Annotated in this window: 14 protein-coding genes; 5 read left to right on the top strand and 9 right to left on the bottom strand. The window is 67.7% G+C overall.

Features of this window, described 5'->3' with window-relative positions; genetic code table 11:
- Window positions 1–28 precede the first annotated feature (28 nt).
- The 7 genes from ACFWHU_RS24545 to ACFWHU_RS24515 all read right to left on the bottom strand — a co-directional run bounded on the left by ACFWHU_RS24545 (window position 29) and on the right by ACFWHU_RS24515 (window position 4,957).
- Window positions 29–1,261 carry a glutaminase gene (locus ACFWHU_RS24545; protein ID WP_387227163.1) on the bottom strand — a complete coding sequence of 411 codons (1,233 nt, stop codon included), beginning with the start codon at window positions 1,259–1,261 and terminating at the stop codon, window positions 29–31.
- Between the two features lie 343 nt (window positions 1,262–1,604).
- On the bottom strand, window positions 1,605–2,444 hold the full coding sequence (locus ACFWHU_RS24540; RefSeq protein WP_387227161.1) for an alpha/beta fold hydrolase: 840 nt from the start codon (window positions 2,442–2,444) through the stop codon (window positions 1,605–1,607).
- 348 nt (window positions 2,445–2,792) lie between these two features.
- Window positions 2,793–3,047 (bottom strand): (4Fe-4S)-binding protein, encoded by a 255-nt coding sequence (locus tag ACFWHU_RS24535; RefSeq protein ID WP_387227159.1) that lies wholly within the window; start codon window positions 3,045–3,047, stop codon window positions 2,793–2,795.
- A gap of 40 nt (window positions 3,048–3,087) precedes the next feature.
- Complete coding sequence (locus ACFWHU_RS24530; protein ID WP_385792733.1) at window positions 3,088–3,396, bottom strand: GNAT family N-acetyltransferase; 309 nt, start codon at window positions 3,394–3,396, stop codon at window positions 3,088–3,090.
- Window positions 3,397–3,466: 70 nt separating this feature from the next.
- Window positions 3,467–3,844: an ABC transporter substrate-binding protein gene (locus ACFWHU_RS24525; protein ID WP_387227157.1), complete on the bottom strand. Its 378-nt coding sequence runs from the start codon at window positions 3,842–3,844 to the stop codon at window positions 3,467–3,469.
- Window positions 3,786–4,442 (bottom strand): hydrolase, encoded by a 657-nt coding sequence (locus tag ACFWHU_RS24520; protein WP_385792734.1) that lies wholly within the window; start codon window positions 4,440–4,442, stop codon window positions 3,786–3,788. The genes ACFWHU_RS24525 and ACFWHU_RS24520 overlap by 59 nt, the downstream gene beginning before the upstream one ends.
- Before the next feature lie 281 nt (window positions 4,443–4,723).
- Entirely contained in the window at window positions 4,724–4,957 is a 234-nt protein-coding gene (locus ACFWHU_RS24515; protein ID WP_387227155.1) for a transposase family protein, read from the bottom strand.
- 137 nt (window positions 4,958–5,094) lie between these two features.
- Between ACFWHU_RS24515 and ACFWHU_RS24510 the strand changes: the two genes are divergently transcribed.
- The 3 genes from ACFWHU_RS24510 (at window position 5,095) to ACFWHU_RS24500 (ending at window position 6,932) form a co-directional block, all read left to right on the top strand.
- Window positions 5,095–5,562 (top strand): MarR family winged helix-turn-helix transcriptional regulator, encoded by a 468-nt coding sequence (locus tag ACFWHU_RS24510; RefSeq protein WP_385792736.1) that lies wholly within the window; start codon window positions 5,095–5,097, stop codon window positions 5,560–5,562.
- Window positions 5,563–5,706: 144 nt separating this feature from the next.
- The gene (locus ACFWHU_RS24505) at window positions 5,707–5,883 is read left to right on the top strand and encodes a hypothetical protein (protein ID WP_385792738.1); all 177 of its coding nucleotides are present in this window, start codon (window positions 5,707–5,709) and stop codon (window positions 5,881–5,883) included.
- A gap of 5 nt (window positions 5,884–5,888) precedes the next feature.
- Complete coding sequence (locus tag ACFWHU_RS24500) at window positions 5,889–6,932, top strand: hypothetical protein (RefSeq protein ID WP_387227152.1); 1,044 nt, start codon at window positions 5,889–5,891, stop codon at window positions 6,930–6,932.
- A 70-nt stretch (window positions 6,933–7,002) separates the two neighbouring features.
- Here the strand turns inward: ACFWHU_RS24500 and ACFWHU_RS24495 are convergent, their stop codons facing one another.
- Together ACFWHU_RS24495 and ACFWHU_RS24490 are read right to left on the bottom strand one after the other, a co-directional pair.
- Window positions 7,003–7,809 (bottom strand): HAD-IIA family hydrolase, encoded by an 807-nt coding sequence (locus tag ACFWHU_RS24495; RefSeq protein WP_387227150.1) that lies wholly within the window; start codon window positions 7,807–7,809, stop codon window positions 7,003–7,005.
- 164 nt (window positions 7,810–7,973) lie between these two features.
- Complete coding sequence (locus tag ACFWHU_RS24490; RefSeq protein WP_387227148.1) at window positions 7,974–12,251, bottom strand: trypsin-like peptidase domain-containing protein; 4,278 nt, start codon at window positions 12,249–12,251, stop codon at window positions 7,974–7,976.
- Window positions 12,252–12,501: 250 nt separating this feature from the next.
- Between ACFWHU_RS24490 and ACFWHU_RS24485 the strand changes: the two genes are divergently transcribed.
- Both ACFWHU_RS24485 and ACFWHU_RS24480 read left to right on the top strand, forming a co-directional pair.
- The gene (locus ACFWHU_RS24485) at window positions 12,502–12,885 is read left to right on the top strand and encodes a hypothetical protein (protein WP_387227146.1); all 384 of its coding nucleotides are present in this window, start codon (window positions 12,502–12,504) and stop codon (window positions 12,883–12,885) included.
- Window positions 12,886–12,993: 108 nt separating this feature from the next.
- Complete coding sequence (locus ACFWHU_RS24480) at window positions 12,994–14,256, top strand: DUF6357 family protein (protein ID WP_387227144.1); 1,263 nt, start codon at window positions 12,994–12,996, stop codon at window positions 14,254–14,256.
- The last annotated feature ends 324 nt before the right edge of the window (window positions 14,257–14,580 follow it).

Raw genomic sequence — 14,580 nt, 5'->3', positions numbered from 1 at the left:
CCCCGGGGATCCAGAGGGATGGGGCCGGTCAGACCAAGTCCGGGTAACTGCCGTCTCCCAGATCGGGGTCCGGCAGCACGCCCGAGGGGTCGCGGACGGCGACCTTGCGTCCGTCCAGGCGCAGTCGGCGCAGCCCTTCGAGCGACATGCGACGGCCGAGATCGGAGAAGGAATGCACCCGGGTGACGTCCAGAACCACGTCGGCCGCGCCGTCCGAGTCGGCCATCAGATCCAAGAGCTCCGACGCGGCGGTGAGTTGGACGTTGCCTTGCAGGGCGAAGGTGACCGTGCCCCGTGTCTCGCTCACGTCGACGGCGTCGAGCCGGCCCCGGTCGGAGGAAAACAGGTGCATCCCCATGTCGCGGGAGAGCCGCTCGAAGACGAGACGCCCTCTCTTGCTGTTGCCGTAGGAGTCCAGGCGCGGGGAGAAAGTTCCGATGCCCACCATGTCGGGCAGGACGCCGACGATGCCCCCGGCGACCCCGCTCTTGGCGGGGATGCCCACGCGGGTGAGCCAGTCGCCTGCCGCGTCGTACATCCCGGCGGTGGCCATCACGGCCATGACGTGCCGGGCGATGGCGGGGTCCATCACCCGTTCGCCGGTGACGGGCTGGATTCCTCCGGTGGCGAGCGTCGCGGCCATCACGGAGAGGTCCCGGACGCTGACCAGGATCGAGCACTGGCGCGTATACCCCTCAACGACGGCGGGCACGTCCCCGTCGAGAATGCCGTAGGTGCGCAGCATGTAGGCGAGGGCAAGGTTGCGGTGCGCGGAGCCGAGCTCCGAGGCGCACACACGCTCGTCGACGCGCAGATCCCGGCCCGCGAGGCGGGAGAAGAACGTCACGGTACGGTCGACGCGATCGTCCTGGCCGGCCTCCGCGCCGACCAGGAGCGAATGCGCGGTGATGGCTCCGGCGTTGATCATGGGATTCTTGGGCCGGTGGGTGCCCCCTTCGAGGGAGAGCTCGTTGAAGGCCTCGCCGGACGGCTCGACCCCGACGGCATCCAGGACGCGGTCGAGGCCACGATCGATGATGGCGGCCGCATAGGCGAACGGCTTGGAGATCGACTGGATGGAGAACTCCGTGTCGGCGTCCCCGGCGGCGTAGGTGCGACCGAGCGTCGTGGTCAGCGCCATGCCGAAACGTTCCGGATCGGCTTCGGCGAGCTCGGGGATGTAGTCGGCGTTGGCGCCGCTGGTGTCGTCACGCAGGCTGTCGAGCACTTCGTCCAGGTAGTCGGGCACGGGAGTCTTCATAAGGCAGGTCCTTGGCTTCGGTGCGCGCTATTGCGGTTCAGCGCAGAGTCGCGGTGCGTGGAGAACTACTTCTTGACGTAGGGACGGACTGTCGCGCGCCGATACCGCTCCGAGGTCCTTCGCTCGTCCATGCGGGAACAACACATCGAAGGGGATGGCGAGTTGATCGATGGTTGGCGGTTCCAGGCAAGCGGCCCCCCGTAGCGGCGCTCCCCGGGCGAAGACGCGATACCCGAGACGCCCTCGACAAAGAAATGCCCAATAGCAAACCTGCCAACATTCGTTGCCCAACTGCCCCCGCTCCCATTGGAAGCGGGGGTAACCGTTCTCGTCACGGATGAATCTAGCCGAGGAAGGAGCGCAGGGCTGAATTGACCTCATCCGCGTGCGTCCAGAGCAACCCGTGCGGGGCACCCTCGATCTCCACATACTGCGCCTCGGGCAAGTCCCGTCGAAAGCGGCGGGCGGTAGCGTCGATGGGCAGGATCTTGTCGGCTGTGCCGTGCAAGATCAGAGCGGGCTTACCGCTGTCGCGGACCGCTTCGACGTCGGCGCGGAAGTCTTCGATCCAAGCGGAAACGACCGCGTAGGCCGCCACGGGGGCACTCGACGTCGCCACGTTCCAGCTCGCGGTGACGGCCTCCTGGCTGATCCGACTACCCAGGTTCTCCTCAAGATTGTAGAAGTTCGAGAAGAATTGCGTGTACCAGGCGTACCGATCGCCTTTCGCCGCCGCCTCGATTCCGTCGAAGACTTCCTGCGGTACACCCTCGGGGTTGTCGTCCCGGGCGACGAGGAAAGGCTCCAGCGAGGCCAGGAACGCGAGCTTGGCGACCCTCTCATGTCCGAATCTTGAGACGTAACGGGCGACCTCGCCGGTACCCATCGAGAAGCCCACCAGAACGACGTCGCGAAGGTCGAGCGTCTCCAGCACGGTGTTCAGGTCTGCGGCGAAGGTGTCGTAGTCATACCCGGAATTCACCTTCGACGACTTGCCGAAGCCCCGGCGGTCGTAGGTGATGACGCGATATCCGGCGGCCAGGAGATTCCGCGTCTGGCGCTCCCAGCTGTGACCGTTCAGTGGGTATCCGTGGATAAGGACGACGGCCTGACCCGCGCCCTGATCCTCGTAGTAGAGATCGACCGGAGTGCTGTTCTCATTCCCTACGGTGATGTACCCCATTTGCTTGTACCTTCCTAGTCGCTGTGGGCGTCAAGGCCCGGAGACGTGGGTGACGGTTGCACCGCCGGCCTTGGTCCGGACGCCGTCGCGGATCTTCAGGTCGCGCGCTCCACGGTGCCGCAACCCCCGACTGTTGACTTGAATGCTCAAGTCGGAGTGAGAGCGGTACGAGCTTGCCGCCCAGGTGCCCCGACCGGCCGACCTCCAGTGCGGCCGCCACCTCGCCGAGGGGGTACGTCCGCTGGACCGGCACCCGCAGCCGCACAGGAGGACCCTGGTCTCGACGCGCCGGCCTTCCGGCGTGCTCCGCGCTCAACTCGCCGCGCTCGATCAGCTGTTGCGCGCGATCTACGCGGGCCGGTCCGGGGTCTCCATCCCGCCGTCCGCGAGTTCGTACCGCAGCGCACCCGAGGGGCAGCGCCGCACCACTTCGGCCAGGCGCTCGGCCTCGGCACCGTCGGGCCGGATCCACGGGCGCTTGGCCGTGTCGAAGACCTCCGGCAGGCCGTTGACGCATTCGGCGGCGTGCAAGCAGCGCCTGGCTTCGAAGGTCACGGTGATCGACCGGCCCTCGTACGCCTTCTTCTCGGTTCCGCCGCCCATACCGGCCTCCGTCGATTCTGTCGCTTCCGTGCCCGGCTGTTCAGTCGCTGACCTTGCTGCGGGACTGGTACAGCAGGTCCTGATAGTCGGGGTGCCGGGCGATCCACCCCGCGAAGAACGGGCAGGTGGCCAGCACCCGCAGGTTCGCGGCGCGCGCCTCGTCGAGTGCGGTGCGGGCGAGCGCCGACCCGACTCCCCTGCCCTCGTACTCCGGCGAGACCTCGGTGTGTACGAACGCGACGAGTTCCGTCGTACGGATGTACTGCGCGACACCCGCGACCTCGGCCTTTCCGTCGACCCGGGCCTCGTACCGCTTGGCTTCGGGAACGTCACTCACTTCCACGGCCATGTCGTGTCCTCCACTACTTCCTCCGTATGAGCCGTGCTCCACACTAGCCCCATTCGGTTGACGCATCAACTTATTCATGCCGTGAGCGTCGAAGTAGGTACTCACGAAATGCCGGTGCACCTACTGCGCCGAAGAAGCGCTCCCGCTCCACCATCAACGGCATGGCCGGCAGCACGGTGTTGGTGCCGTATCCACCGATGACGAGATCCGCGTTCCCCTGATCGTCGTAGCAGACGAGTTCGACCGGGCGGCCGAGCAGGCCGCCCCGGCTGTTGATCGCTTCCCGCCAGATCTCATGGGCGAGACGGGCCGACCGGCTGTTGTCCGCGAGCGGACCGCTCAGCGACAGGCAGTACCCGATACGGATCGGTGCCGGGGCGGCAGCGTTGTCAGGCCCCGCTTCCGGTGGGCGTGGCCAGGAGCTGCATCTCCCAGGCGAAGGCCACACCGGTGGCACCGCCGTGCTGGAGCTGGACCTCGGCGGCGCCCGCCACGGTCTTCTCACGGGCCCAGTCGCGCTGCCACTCGCCCAGCACGGCCATCCAGGTGATCGGAACCACGCCCGCCTGGACCATGCGCCGCACGGCCATGTCGTGGGCCTCCTTCGAGACACCGCCCGAGGCATCGGTGACGGCAAAGACCTCGAAGCCCTCCCCCGCGGCCTGTATGGCCGGCATCGCCAGACAGATCTCCGTCCAGAGGCCGGCGAGGATCAGTTTCTTGCGCCCGGTCGCCTTGACGGCATCCACGACCCGCTCGTCCTCCCAGGTGTTGATGAAGGTCCTGTTGATCGGTTTCTGCTCCGGGAACACGTCCTGCAGACCCTGGACGAGCAGGCCGCCACGCTCCTCCAGGACGGTCGTCAGAATGGTCGGGACGTCGAACACCTTGGCGCTCTTGGCGAGTCCGACGACGTTGTTGACGACCATCGTCGGTTCGTGGCTGTTCAGGTTGGCGAACTGGAACGGCTGGTGGTCGATCAGTACGAGGACGCTCTCCTCGGGCGTCAGCAGTGCGTTGAGTCCGGCCTTGTTCTCAGTGCTCATGGGATCTCTCTCCGGGTGTTCGTGTCTGCGGGCATGGACGGGACACCGTCGATCTCACGCCGGCGATACAGCCGCACGCTGAATCGGTTCATACAGCCCACTACTTGGGCGGCCTCCGCATCAGTAGCGGTCTATCCCCATCCGATTAGGTGATGCGTCACCTAAATTAATGACGATGTGTTGATGTGTCAACCAGATGCCGACCTGCGGGCGTTCGGGCCCGCTGGGGCACTGACGCGTGGTGAAGGACGAGGACGGCTTTCACCACGTCGTTGACGCGGCTACCTGCGCCGACAAGGGCCCCGATGACCCCGCGCTGTCGCGCGGCGGTGTGGCTCCGAGCCGCCCGAACGGATCGGCGAGGCCTGGACGGCTTCGCGTATGCAGCGGCAGGCGGTCGCGGCCCCGATGCCGAATCCGGCGGCAAGCCGGGCGCAGGCATCCCGGCACCGCAGGTGGACCAGAGCGAGGAGGACCTGACGTACCGAGGAGAGACAGTCCGGAGCGGAGGACACCTTCCGTGACCGACCGCAAGCCGTGAGGCGTCAAGGATGCCGACGCTCGCAGAGCCCCCGGACATTCCGGGCATCGGTCGGAATCGGCCACGTCAACGGAATAGATGAGCTGTCAACGTTCTCGTTAGACTCTCTCCATGAACGCAACGCCTCGCTGGCTGACCTCGGAGCAGAAGGCCGCCTGGGACAGTTTCATCCGCATGCAGGAGACGCTCATCGGACGACTCTCCCGCCGGATCCAGGCCGACTCCCGTATGTCCGCCTCCGACTACATCGTGTTGGCGAGTCTCACCGAAAGGGGCGGCGGCCGGATGCGCTTCCTGGACCTCGCCAAGCTGGTGGAGTGGGAGAAGAGCCGCATGTCCCACCAGGTCGGGCGGATGACGAAGCGCGGGCTCCTGACCAGGGAGGAATGTCCCGACGACGGACGCGGAGCGTTCATCGTGGCCACCCCGGCCGGCTACAAGGCGATCGAAGACGCCGCACCCATGCACGTCGCACACGTCCGCCGACTGTTCGTCGACGCCCTCACCCAGCAAGAACTCGACACGCTCGCCCGGATCTCGAACCGCATCCTCGCGCATATGGAGAAGCAGCCCGACTGACCGATCAGAGTCCCGACGAGTTCACGGCCGGGCGAAGTCAGTCCCACACCGGCCCAGCCGCTTGCGCCCGCACGCCAGTAGAGGTGAACGACCGGACCCACCGGCTGAGTCCGATGTCAGAGGGGTCCCCTAGTGTCAGTCGGCATGAGGAAGATGACTTTCGCCGACGAGACGACCAGAGGTGGCCGCTCCGACGGCTGGGAGCTGGAGATCACCGAAGAGCGGCTGACCGTACGTGAGCTGATCCGGCGGCGGGTCTTCCAGAAGCCCGAGGACGCCGAGGTGACCCTTCCGAACCTGGTTCCGCTGGTGGGGGGTTGAGCGAGATGCAAGATGTTCCGAACCACATCGCCGCAGGTGACATCGGGCTCGCGGACAGGACTCTCAACGCCATGGGAGTCACCGACAGCGGCTATCGGGGCGTCGGCTGGTCGGTGCAGCTTCTGGACCAGCTGCGCGATCTCCCTCAAGAGCGTCGTCGCGGCCTCGCCCGTTCCCTGATCGAGCGTTACCACCGCCTCGATGAGGCCGCCGAGTTCAGGGCGCGGACACTGCTTCTGGCGGGGATCCTCGCCGCGGATCTCCCCGAGGACCCACTGTCCGCCGAGCGCATCGAGGTGCTCGACGACCTCGGCCAATGCCACTCCTTCTGGTACGAGGACCATTTCTCGGTTCTGGTGGAGGCGGAGCTGGCCGCCGGCCGTGCCCTCACGCCGGCCGCGATTGCCGCCTTCCGCCGCAGTGGCATGGAATACGGCTTCCCGGCCGCGCCGCTCGGCCGCGCTGGTGAGAAACCCACCGACCCGGTCCTCAACGTGGGTGAGAAGTGGGCCGAGCGTGCCCTGGAGCAGGTGGGTCCCGGTCCCGACGACCCGTGGCGGGCGCTGCTCGCGCACGCCCTCACCGCCACGTCCGCCAAGCCCAGCGCGAAGTGGGACAGGCTGGCCCGTCAGCTCGTCGAGCCGCTGGGCCCTGAGCAGGTGCGGGAGAAGGTGGTGTCCTGGCTCGCTCTGGTGGGCGTTCCGCGTACCTTCCGGGTGAGAGCCGTGTTCTGCGAAGACCGGAACTTCAACGAGGTCTTCGACCCCTACAACGCCCTCGCGCTGCGTGGCCTCGCCTGGCTGTTGTCGCTGCTGCCACCGCATTCCGACTCGGCTCGTGCGCTTGGGGCGCTGGTGGAGACCTCGCTGACGAAGGTGCCCGGGCGGGGCCCGCGCAGTGCGAAGGTGGCGCATGCGGGGGCTCTCGCCCTGGGCCGGGTCGACAGTGGGCCCGCGCTGGCCGAACTGGACCGCCTCGCCGCCCGGGTGACGCACAAGGCCACCGCGAAGGTGATCGCCACCGCTTTGGAAGCACACGCGACTGCCTGACGGCGGCGGCGTGGGAGACGGCCGCGTCGAGGCGGCGCTGCGCACGAGTCGCGTCGAGAGCCGTCCCGGCTCAGCCGGAGCCCGTGGCCAGGCTTTCCAGGAGGGCGGGCAGCGCGGCGAAGGAGTCGATGACGTGGTCGGGTGTGCCCGTGGCCGCCCGGTGGGTCTCGGGCGTGTACTTGCCGGTCTTGACGAGGACGCCGGTGATCCCGCCCCGCTGTGCGGCGAGTACGTCGGACTCGATGTCGTCCCCGACCATGACCGCCGTCGACGGCTCGGCGCCGAGGTGGTCGAGCGCGGCGGCGAAGAACGCCCCCGCCGGTTTGCCGGTGATCTCCGCCTCGACCCGGGCAGCCCGCTCCAGGCCCAGGAGAAAGGCTCCGCTGTCGAGGCTGAGGCCGTCGGCGGTGCGCCAGAAGAGGTTGCGGTGCATCGCCACGAGGCGGACTCCGCGCCGCAGGTGGCGGAACACGCGGTTGAGGGCCGGGTAACCGAACTCCTCGCCGGCCCCTCCGACGACGATCACGTCCACGTCGGCGTCCGGATCCGTGTCGTCGACGAGCGTCACACCCCGCAGATCGTCCCGGATGTCACCGGCGTTGAGCAGCAGACAACGAGCGCGCGGACAGTGCTCGCGCAGATACACGGCGGTGACGGCCGGCGCGGTGAGGATGTCGTCGACCGTGACAGGGAACCCCGCCCCGGCCAGACGCTCGGCAATCGAGGCACGAGTCCGCGAGGTCGTGTTCGTGACCAGTGCGAAGGGGCGCCCCGAGGCGCGCAGCCGCTCCATGGCCGCGACGGTGCCGGGCAGCGGCTCCCAGGACACCGTGAGTACTCCGTCGATGTCGATCAGGACCGCGCCGCCTCGTTCCATACGATCGACGGTAGCCACCCTCGTACGGCATCGCAGCGCGTACGGAACCCGCGGCACATTCCGCCCCGCGTTGCGGAACACCGCGAACAGAGTCAATGTCCCAGACCCCGGACAGGGCCTGGGCCCCTGACGAGCCCTGCACGTTGCCACCGGCGTCGCGACCGTCAGGAAGGGCAGATGTCGGTGGGCACGCTGAGGACGAGTCCGCGGCGCTCGTCCGCGGTGAGTTCCCGGCCGAGGACCTTGCACACATGGCGTTTCCAGAGGGCGGGGTCGAGGCGGAGCAGGTCGTGGGGTTCAAGGTTCGCGGGGTCGCGGAGTATCGCCTTGCCGTCACTGGTCGCTGCCGGGAAAGCTTGTTCTTCGCCGAATTCGTAGATGTCCTGGTATCCGGGTTCGTCCGCCTTGAGGAAGTGGATGGAGCCCTTGTAGGCGAGGAGGAATCCGGTTCCCTCGGTAGGGCGCAGCGACCACTCCTGTGACCACTCGTGGTCGGTGAGTGGCCCGAACGGCCCCACTACTCTCCTCGCCGGCTGCCCGGGGTGGACCGACCAGAGCTCCGCCATCTGGGCCGTGGTCAGGACGGTTACGTACTCCGGGTCAGCCAGGAAGGATGCCGAATAGAGGTCATCGGCGAGACGTACGCGGAGCTTTTTCTCGGGTTTTCCTGTACGGAGGTCGACGGCGTGCATGTACGGCTCACCGGCCACCGTTACGCTCACAAACCCCGGCTTGGGATGGTCTCGCACAGTGAAGGTGGACCGGTTCTTCTTGGTCAGGCGTACATCGCGCAGATCAATGGGCCGCGACAGACGTCGACCACTTCGGGCGTCCCAGCTTTCCACGACGGAACCGGACGTTGTAACGACCCGGTTGTCGCCATGGAAGCTGAGAAAGATCGCCTGCCGTTTCCGTGATTCCGGAGCGGGGGGCTTCGCGGTGCGAAACTCCGCCACCCGGCGTAGAGATGGAAGCGCACGGACCACGACCCGGTGCCTTTCCAAGACATCCGCCACTAGCGTCCCTGGCGCGTTTACTTCAAGGGGCACATATGGTTCTGGAACGGGGCTGGACTTGACCTCGGACAGAGTCCCCCCTTCGCCCTCGGTCTCCACGACCCGCAGCAGATCGGCTTCGTCTTTTCTTGCCCTTATGACCATCCTGCTGCCGTCGCCGAGCAGCTGCGGCTCCGGGTCCGTGCTGTCGTTGTACAGCGTTCGCGCCCACCCTTTGAGCGCGTTTCCTTCGTTCGTCACCAAGGTTGGTGTATGAGGAGTCCCGACAAGGAAGGGGGGAGCGTCGACGGTCGCGGAGTACTCGGCGCGGTTGGAGTAACTCAGCGGATCGGGGCCGAGGAAATACGTCCGCGTCGCGATACCGGGGTGAGTACCGACAAGGTCCCAGTAGTTGGAAGATTTGTTCACGACCGCGAAGTAGTCACCGGTGCCGTCGACAGCGATGTCGGAGAGCGTGCAGTCATACCTATATTTGTCCATGCTGACGGTTCTCAATACCTGTCCGTCCGATACACGAACAACGCGAAACCGTGCCTGCGGACCCGTACCCGTGCAGAAGACCGCCACGGCGGCGTTCCCCGAAACTGCGACTGCTGCTCCACGGGACAACTCGTGTATGGCGCCTGTGGCGATGTCGACCTTCACCAGCGAGGGGCGGGGAAGAAGTCGTTTGGCCACAACCGTGTTCTCGTCGGGCCCGAACCACACGCTGTCCAGGCCACGGAATTGCTTGGGCAGGGCCCGGGGCCGCCCGGTCGTCAGGTCCCACAGTCGCACGGGCCGTGTCGACACGGACGCGGCAACCAGGAAACGGGAGTCCCGAGAGAAGTCCATGGTGTTACGGCGGTCCGCGTCAGGCAGCGATTCGGGCTCCATGAGCGCGCCTCGGAGGACGCCCATCGGTCCCGCCAGTCGCTTTCCCGTGGGTGTCACGTCGTGCCAGACCACCACGCCGTCCTCGCCACGCACGTAGGCGATCCGGCTGCCGTCGGAGCTGACCACAGGGGACAGGAGGTCGTCCGCGAAACGGAGTTGCTCATGCCGGACGCTGCCGTCGGCCGTACGGACGAACAACGTCGCGCGGCCCGTCACGCTCGTCACGAGGGCCACCGTTCCCTCATCGCTGACGTCCGCCTCCACTATCTTTCCCTGAGTTCCCGCCAGCACCCACGCCGCACCCTTCAGCTCCGCGTACCGCCGCATCAGCGCGCTGCGGGCCTCCTGTGTGGGTGCGATGTCGTACGCCGCGAGAGCTGCCAGGCCTGCCTGAGCGGGGTTGCTGTCCGTCAGTTCGTCCGACTGAATCGCAAGAGACCTCGACTGGCCCTCCGCCGCCCGTTTCGCGCTCACCTGAGACTGTTGTATGAGGAATGTGCCGAGCCCGGCGATCAGCACGAGGGTCAACGCCACCACGATCCACCCCGTTCGCACCCGGGCGCGCCGCGCCTGCCGGCGTCGGCGGGCAAGCGCGAGGAAATCCCGTTGCTCCTCGGTCAGGTCCGCCTCGCGACCCCGTAACCTCACCTTCAGGGCGGCGAGTTGAAGGTCGCCGGGCAGCAGGTCCGCCGAGCTGTCCGCCTTCTTCCACCGCTCCAGGTCGTGCTGCACCTCCGCCCGGGAGGCGAGGAAGTCGGCGTCGGCACGGACCAGATCGGCCAGTGTCGGCCATGCGGTGATCAGTGCCTCGTGCGCCAACTCGGCGCTCTCCGGGCGCCCTTCGTCCCCGTGCAGGACCAGCAGGCGCCGCTCCGCCAGCGCCTGTGCCAGGCGCCAGCGTCCCTCTCCGGCCTCGTCGCGGGTCAGCCGGCGGCGCAGTGGAGCCTCGCCACCCGGCAGCACCCGCACCAGCCCGGTCAGCAGCGCCAGCGCCTCAGCCTCGTTCCCGGACGGGACGCAGTGCCGCCACGCCGTCTCCGCGTGGCGGCGCAGCGCACCGGACACCCCGCCGATGTCGTCGTACGTCGTGGCCAGAAGACGGCCGGCCACCTGGTGCTCCCACAACTGCTCCAGGACGAAGCCGAGCAGCGGGAGGACGCCTGGTTCGCCGCCTGTGTCGTTCAGTACGCGCCCGGCGAGCCCCGGGTCGTACTCCACCGCCGGTACGGTCTCGACCGGCTTGGTGATCACCTCTCGGAGCTGGTCACGGGACATCGGCGTGAGCGGCAGCGTGGTGCCACCACGCAGGACAGGTCCCAGGCGCGGGTGTTCGAGGGCGGCGTTCATGAAGTCCGCGCGGAGGGTGAGCAGCACTCGTCCGGCCGTGGCCGGCAGACGGTCGGGGAAGAGCAGTTCCACGAGTTCGCCGAGTTCGGCTTCCGTGCGGTCCAGGAGCGCCTCGGCCTGATCGAGGACGATCAGCAGCTTGCCGGCGGCCGTGCCGCGGAGCCGGTGGAGCGTGTCCGTGAGCCCCTTGTCCGCGAGCCACGCCTCCACCTGGTCCACGCTGTCCGCCCGCGCCGGCCCGAACCGGCCGGTACGGACGGCCTCGTGGAGTTCGGTGGCGAGCGCGGAACGAAGGGACGAGACCTGTCCGGCGTTCACCACGAACACCTCGTACCCGGCCCGCCGCATCCGCGGAGCCACCCCGGCCAGCGCCAGTGACGACTTCCCGCAGCCCGACGGCCCGTACAGGGTGACAGCGGTGTCGGCACCGTGCAGTGCGGTGACTACGCGCTCGATGTCGCCGTCACGGCCGAAGTAGACGTCCGCGTCGTGTTCCTGGAAGGGCGCCAGGCCGCGGAAAGGTGTGGGCGGACTCACGACGGCGGCGAGCGAGGGAACCTCCTGCAGCACGCTCCTGGTACGCAGCACGTACGCCTGCTGCGCGTCCTGCTGCGGCTGTGCGGCCACGAGCAGCCCGACCACCGCGCCCAGTTCGTTGTCCCAGACCGGGCTGCCGCTGAATCCGCGCTGGACGTACGCGGCCTGCCCGTCCGCCCGGGAGAGCTGGAGCCAGCCCTCGCTGGTGGCACCGCTGAGCTTTCCGCGGAACCAGGTCTCCCCGGGCTCGCCACCCGTGAACCCCACCGCACGCGCTCCGTGATCCCATACGCTCGCCGCGTCGACCATCGGCAGGGGACGGGCGGAGGGGATCGCCTCTCGAAGCCGCAGCACCGCGATGTCGCCCGCGTGGCCGGTCCTGATCGGCACCCACTGCTCGACCTCGGCCGGCCATACCCCGGGTCCGGCATCCTCCCGGCGCTCGGCCAGCGGCAGCTCGACGTTGACCACCCTCCCGGCGGGCACCGTCTCGTGACGGGGCTGGTCCAACGCGTCCGACACCACGTGGGCGCAGGTCAGCACCAGATCCGCGGCGACGAGGAAACCCGCGCCGCTCGGCGACCCGTTCTGCCCCGTGATCCGGACGACCGACGAGGCCAGGGCCTCGTCCGGACTCGACGACGCCCCGTACGCGGTCCCTGACATCGTGCCCCCGGTCTGGACGTCTCGGTCAACTCCTCCGAGGATCCTCTCCAGTTGATTCCTCGGTGTCACGGCGGCTCCAGCTCAGACTCACCGTGAAATTGGCCGTGGTCGCCGTGCGTACACCCGGTGCGCGGCGACCAGCAGGACCCGGTCCGACGCCGTGATCGCACCGGCCGTGCGGCAGATCATTTCAGTTGCCGGCGTGCTTCCTACGCCCGATCCTGGGCACCGGACGAACGGGGAGGGCAGGATGGGGATCGTGCTCTTCCCCGGAGACGGGGATGTGACCAGCCCCGACGTCTCGTGGTCCTACACAGGATTCGGCGTGTTCAGGGAGTGGCTGGCCCGGGCCGAGGGGTTCAGCCTCCCCAAGAAGTGCGGCTTCGGCGGAGACCGCCCGTGGAGCAGCGTCTCCACAACATTGGCTCCACTTCTCGACCATCCAGATGACGACGGTCCGGACCTTACGCCCGCTCAATGCGCGGCCATGCTGCCCCCGCTGGAAGCAATCATCTGCCGGCGGCAACACGATGACAGCGAACCCGTTCTCCAAGGACGCTTCGACGACACCCGCCGGCTGGTCACCGTCATGGAGTTCTGCTTGGACAGGGACGTTGAGCTCGTCTTCGGCTGACCATGACGAGCCCGCTCGCTCTGGACGGCGTGGGTGTACACGAAAGCGGCCGGTCAGATCGGGGCAGGCAGGACTCGCCGGTCTCGTCTGATGGGGAAGACTGAGTCCATGAGAGACATCGTTTTCACCCGTAGGAGCGGCTGGATCCCGAACGTGATCCGCGAGGACGGTGAGTTGAAGCTGATGCTCGGTGCCGGGGCCGACGCCAACCATGAGCCTCGCACGTTCACGTTCTCGATCGGGGAAGCCCATCTCGCGGTGATCCGGGAGGACCTGGCCAGACACCTGCTGCTGTGGAGTGCGGTCCTTCCGCTGTGCGACGACGCCGGAACCCGGGGCCGGCTCGACGAGAACGCCGCCGTCGCGCTCCTGGACCCGATCCTCATTGCCGCGCCCGCGGACGTCGACGCGCTCCTCCAACGCATCCGGTGGGACAGGGGCCGGCTCATCGCCCACGGCGCCGACATCGGTCTGCTCGAGCGCGGTCAGGTCTACGCGGCGATGCGCGCGGCGACAGAGACGTCCAACGGGAAACGAGCTCAGGAATACCAATCGAACCGCCGTCGCGCCGAGCGGGGAGCAGTACTCGGTCCACTCGACGCCGCGATTCTGAAGTACACGGGCCAGTACCTGCACGGCGCGACGGTTCCGAGGCGGATGCCCGATGCCGTCGACCCCGCGCTGCTGCCCGAGGTCATGCGGGTGATCGCCACCGCGGAGCAGGCGTGCGCCGGGATGCGGATCGGCCGCGATCCGCGACGGGGAAAGCGCGCCACGGACAAGCGCGACTGGGACCGGATGGCGACGACGGTCGACGCGGCCGTGCGCCGTGCACACCCTGAGCTCGTCGACGACGCGGTGCGTACCGTGAGCTTCCTGATGTGCTCGGAGGCCACGGACCGCTCCAGGAGCACACCCATGGAAGACGACGAGGAGGCCGGCGGCGACCGCGCCGGCTTCGGCGAGAGTGCGAGGAAGACGATCCTGTCGTTCACCGACGACAAGGGTGTCGAGAAGAAGTGGCTCTCGGACGGTCCCCGCACTGCCTCCGCGGAGTTCTGGGAGTTCGTCGGCGATCGCTCCGCCGGAGACAACGAAGTGTTCACCATCGAGGACGAGGAGATGGGCGAAGGGATCCAGCTCCACTTCTACGCGGACTCCATCGCCCGGATCACGACGGTGCACGAGGGTGAAGGCGGGTCGGATCCCGAGTACCGGGTCGAGTACAGCCTGGTCGACGGAATCGGCGGGTACCGGAACCTGGTGAGCACCTTCGTCCGCGGCGGCTGCGCCGCACTCGAACAGCACGGCCCCTGGATATCGGATGTCGATGAGTTCGAGCGCGCGCGCCGCCGGCGCGACGCCCAGTAGTCCCAGCGGGAGCCCGCGCACCTGTCGCTGTCCTGCATCAGGACATCGCGGGCAACTCCTGCCGCTGGAGACTCGAAGGCCGTACACCGGGAACTGCGGAGTCGCACGATCATGCCGGTGATCTCCCGGAGGGGCGCCCCGAACATCAAGGGCGTGGGGAAGCTCCACTACGTCGTCGAGCAGTCCCCCGCCCTGCTGCACCAGTTCAAGCGCCTGGCCGTGCGCTGGAGCGGCGCGCCTCGAACTCCACCAAACGTTCGCCTCGTTGGCCTGCAACATCATCTGCCGGCTGCGACTGAAGAAGCACCGATCGTGATCGTGTGG

It is taken from the genome of Streptomyces sp. NPDC060366 (assembly GCF_042725135.1).
Taxonomy (GTDB): Bacteria; Actinomycetota; Actinomycetes; order Streptomycetales; family Streptomycetaceae; genus Streptomyces.
The sequence above is the reverse complement of the archived record's forward strand: the minus strand, read 5'-3'. Positions and strand labels throughout refer to the sequence as shown.